The organism is Marivita sp. (assembly GCF_020055675.1).
Lineage (GTDB): Bacteria > Pseudomonadota > Alphaproteobacteria > Rhodobacterales > Rhodobacteraceae > Marivita.
The window spans coordinates 1-3571 of sequence record NZ_JAIPUS010000068.1; the positions used below are offsets into that span (position 1 = coordinate 1).

5 protein-coding genes are annotated in these 3571 nt (G+C 57.4%); 3 read left to right on the plus strand and 2 right to left on the minus strand.

Annotation, left to right across the window (positions count from 1 at the left end; translation table 11 throughout):
* Both LCF59_RS17510 and lptC read right to left on the minus strand, forming a co-directional pair.
* Nucleotides 1–1015, minus strand: a 1015-nt coding sequence (locus LCF59_RS17510) for an OstA-like protein (protein ID WP_292288906.1), incomplete at its 3' end; no start/stop codon positions are given.
* On the minus strand, nt 1015–1788 hold the full coding sequence (lptC, locus tag LCF59_RS17515; protein WP_292288907.1) for an LPS export ABC transporter periplasmic protein LptC: 774 nt from the start codon (nt 1786–1788) through the stop codon (nt 1015–1017). The genes LCF59_RS17510 and lptC, both read right to left, overlap by 1 nt.
* Here lptC and LCF59_RS17520 point away from each other — a divergent pair.
* From LCF59_RS17520 to LCF59_RS17530, 3 genes are all read left to right on the plus strand, one after another.
* On the plus strand, nt 1703–2425 hold the full coding sequence (locus tag LCF59_RS17520; RefSeq protein WP_367273421.1) for a DNA translocase FtsK: 723 nt from the start codon (nt 1703–1705) through the stop codon (nt 2423–2425). The two genes, lptC and LCF59_RS17520, sit on opposite strands and share 86 nt — an antisense overlap.
* A gap of 52 nt (nt 2426–2477) precedes the next feature.
* Nucleotides 2478–2933 carry a cupredoxin domain-containing protein gene (locus LCF59_RS17525; protein ID WP_292288909.1) on the plus strand — a complete coding sequence of 152 codons (456 nt, stop codon included), beginning with the start codon at nt 2478–2480 and terminating at the stop codon, nt 2931–2933.
* A gap of 70 nt (nt 2934–3003) precedes the next feature.
* On the plus strand, nt 3004–3571 hold a 568-nt coding region (locus LCF59_RS17530; RefSeq protein ID WP_292288910.1), incomplete at its 3' end, for an SMP-30/gluconolactonase/LRE family protein.

Sequence of the window (3571 nt, forward strand, 5' to 3'; positions counted from 1 at the left end):
CTGTCACTGTATCCTCTTGCACGGCAATAGGGCGGGGGTAGGATGATAAAAACCGAATATCACTATTCTCAAGGTGAGCTTCAATAACAGGCCCCGTTAACTGAATATTTCTTTGCCAGAGTTTTGGATTTGACCTTAACTCAAATTTCTCCTCATGATCCCGATATAGTGCCGTATCCGCAATGGCTGAGAATTTTGTCGACCAAATCCGGACATCTTCAAAAGCGTCCATAGTTGAGGTGGTATCCGTTTCCAGAAGCTCTATTTTTTTGGCTAGCAGGTGTGTGGTATCCGCTTCATTCTCACTTAACTCCATTAGCCATGCATCGTCGCCAGTGAGCAGGCGGTAGCCGGTAGAGTCTGCATACAGGTAGTCTCCGGTGAAGATGACATTATCTTCAAAATCTTCCGCATAAACACGACCATAGAGTTCATATAGGTCATCTTGTCGATTCATGAAAAGCGAATCAGACTCAAGATATTGAGTACTGTCGGCCAGCTGTACATTTCCACGAAAAGCGGCACTGTCTACATCCTGGTAATACAGGCCGGACTCTGCCAAAAGAGTACCTCGTTCATCCTCAAAACGTACGGGATCACTAAAGATGATAAGCTCGAGAGCAAGCGCTGCATCCATATTCTCACTGAATACGGTGTTGTTTTCAGACTGTACGATCACCCGGCCTCTTAGCTCACTGTAATCGGTTAGAGTATTATAGTAGAGCGTGTCGGCCCAAATCATTTCAGATTCCGTTTCTATCTGAATGTTGAAAGCATGGAGCATACTTTCTTCTGAAAAATCATAAACACTGTCTGCATCCATGACCATTTGCTCCGTTTCCAGAATCACATTGCCGAGCAGCTTTCTAACAAATTGTCCATCCACAACTGCACCTTCTGCTCTATCCGCGTCCAGAATATTTACCCGGTTTTGAGCTTCAGACCATTCAGGGATAGATGTCAGAAATAGTATCAGGCCGACGGAAATGAAAAGATATGATTTAATCCTGCCCATTAATCTACGATCAATCTGCCGCGCGGTTCATCTATGGTGTAGGAAGAGAGGTCGGTTAAACCATCAAACCCGCGACCCGAAATGCTGTCGGTAGGAGTGATGATGGTTACGAACCTTGGAGAGGTTATTCGATCGGTCTTTTGCGACCAGACCAGATAATCTGAATAGAGTTCACGATCTGAATTGGTGAGGACCCTGACGGAATCATAGAGTTCAAATTCACTCTTTTCTTCCAGATACACAGCTCTTTTGCTCCAGGCTTCCGTTTCAACAGCTCCGGTTGTGTCGAAAAGCTGAACATAGACAGGCCCGTCGATATGTGTTTCTGCGCGCTCACGGGTTTGATAGGATATTGCATAGCTTCCTTGAATGAAAATACGGGCACGTTCCTGCTGCATTAGTGTCATTTCAACATCCCAGCTTTCAGTGGAAGTTATGAGCGAGTCGTTTAAAGTAGATTGTACCTGCTCACTATCGTATTCGGAAAGATCGCTGCAAGCTCCGGCAATAAGCAAGGAGATCAAAAAAATCGGTACGATATGAAGAATGCGAGGCTCAAGCACAGTTGGAACTCTGAAAATTAGGTCTAAAAAAGCTGATTTAAAAAAATTGAAAGAATATGGAAGACTAAGATCCAGTATCCGAAAAAACCATTGTTTAAGTGGTGCTAAAATATCGATCACCCGCATCGCCCAGAAGGCGCGTGCCGTCGGCATCCACCTGATCGTCGCCACGCAGCGGCCGTCGGTGAACGTCATCACCGGTGTGATCAAGGCCAACATCCCCGCTCGGATGGCCTTCGCCGTGTCGAGCCTCACGGACTCACGCGTGATCCTCGATCAGCCCGGCGCGGAGAAGCTCGTCGGCAAGGGCGACATGTTGCTGCTCCCCGGCAACTCGTCGGTGGCCAACCGCATCCAGGGCTCGTTCGTGGGCGAGGACGAAGTCCGCCAGATCGTCGGCCACTGGCGCAACCAGGCGCCCGAACCCGTGTACTCGGGCGATGTCGAAGCGGGCGGCGACGGCGGCTCCGAGGGTGACTTCGCCGGCAGCGCGACGGCGCAGCCGGCGCTCGTGCCGCCGATGGCCAGCTCCGGACCACCGGCGCCGGGTGGCGCTGCCGGTCTCGACGACCTCGACGTCACCTCCGACGCCAATGCGTTCTCGGCCGGCGAGGAGGACGAGGACACGGCGATGATGCGCCAGGCGATGGAGCTCGTCGTGCGCAGCCAGCTCGGGTCCACCTCCATGCTGCAACGGAAGCTGAAGGTCGGTTTCGCGCGTGCCGGCCGGATCATGGATCTGCTCGAGCAGCGCGGGGTGGTCGGCCCGAGCGAGGGCTCCAAGGCGCGGGCCGTGCTGATGACGGTGGAGGAGTTCGAACTCCTCCAGCAGAACGGTCAACTCTGATCTAGTGTCGGGGGCTCACCGGTGACCCGCCGGACGAGCGAGGAGGACCGACATGGCCGACAGACCGTCCCGACCGTTTCCCTGGATCGCCCTGGTCGCCGTCGCGGCGCTGGTGCCCGTCGCCTGCGACGGTGACGACGACGATGCGGACGTCACCAGTGCGCCAGTGGCCGACGACGCCGACGGCGGCGCAGAGACCACTGCCGCAACGCCCGGTGACACCGACGACGGCGACACCGACGACGGCGATGCACAGGACGTCGGCGTCACGATCGTCGGGGTCGCCGAAGGGTTCGAACCGCCCACCATCAGCGTGGCCGCCGGCACCGAGGTGGTGTGGACGAACGTCGACGTGCTCGTCCACACCACCACTGCCGACGACGGCACGTGGGATTCGGGCAATCTCGGCATGAACGAAACGTTCTCGTTCGTTGCCTCCGAGCCCGGGACCTACCCCTACTTCTGCTCGATCCACCCGTCGATGGTCGGCGAACTCGTCGTCGAGTGACGGGTGCCCCGCCGGTGGGCGTGCCGGGTCGGTTGCGTCTCGGCCCGGCCGAATTTGGCAACATGAGCCGATGAGCGCCGTCGTCGAATTCACGCCCGAACTCACCGAGGTCGCGACCGGGCTGAAGTTCCCCGAGGGCCCGATCGCGATGCCCGACGGATCGGTGGTCCTGGTCGAGATGTTCGCCGAGCGACTCACGCGGGTGCATCCCGACGGCTCGACGGAGACGATCGCCGAGATCCCCGGCGGACCCAACGGTGCGGCGATCGGCCCCGACGGCGCCATCTACGTGTGCAACAACGGCGGATCGTTCACCCCGGTGGAGCTGGGGGACATGCTGCTGCCGGGCGGGTTCGCCCGCGATCGCTACCGCGGCGGACGGATCCAGCGCGTCGACCCCCACGACGGCACCGTCACCGACCTGTACACCGAGTGCGACGGTCGCCCGCTGCGGGGCCCCAACGACATCGTGATGGACGGACACGGCGGCTTCTGGTTCACCGATCACGGCATCCGTGACGCCCACGAGCGCACCGCCGACCTCACCGGCATCCACTACGCCCATGCCGACGGGTCGGGTGTCACCGAAGTGGTCTTCCCCACCGACGCCCAGAACGGCATCGGCCTGTCGCCCGACA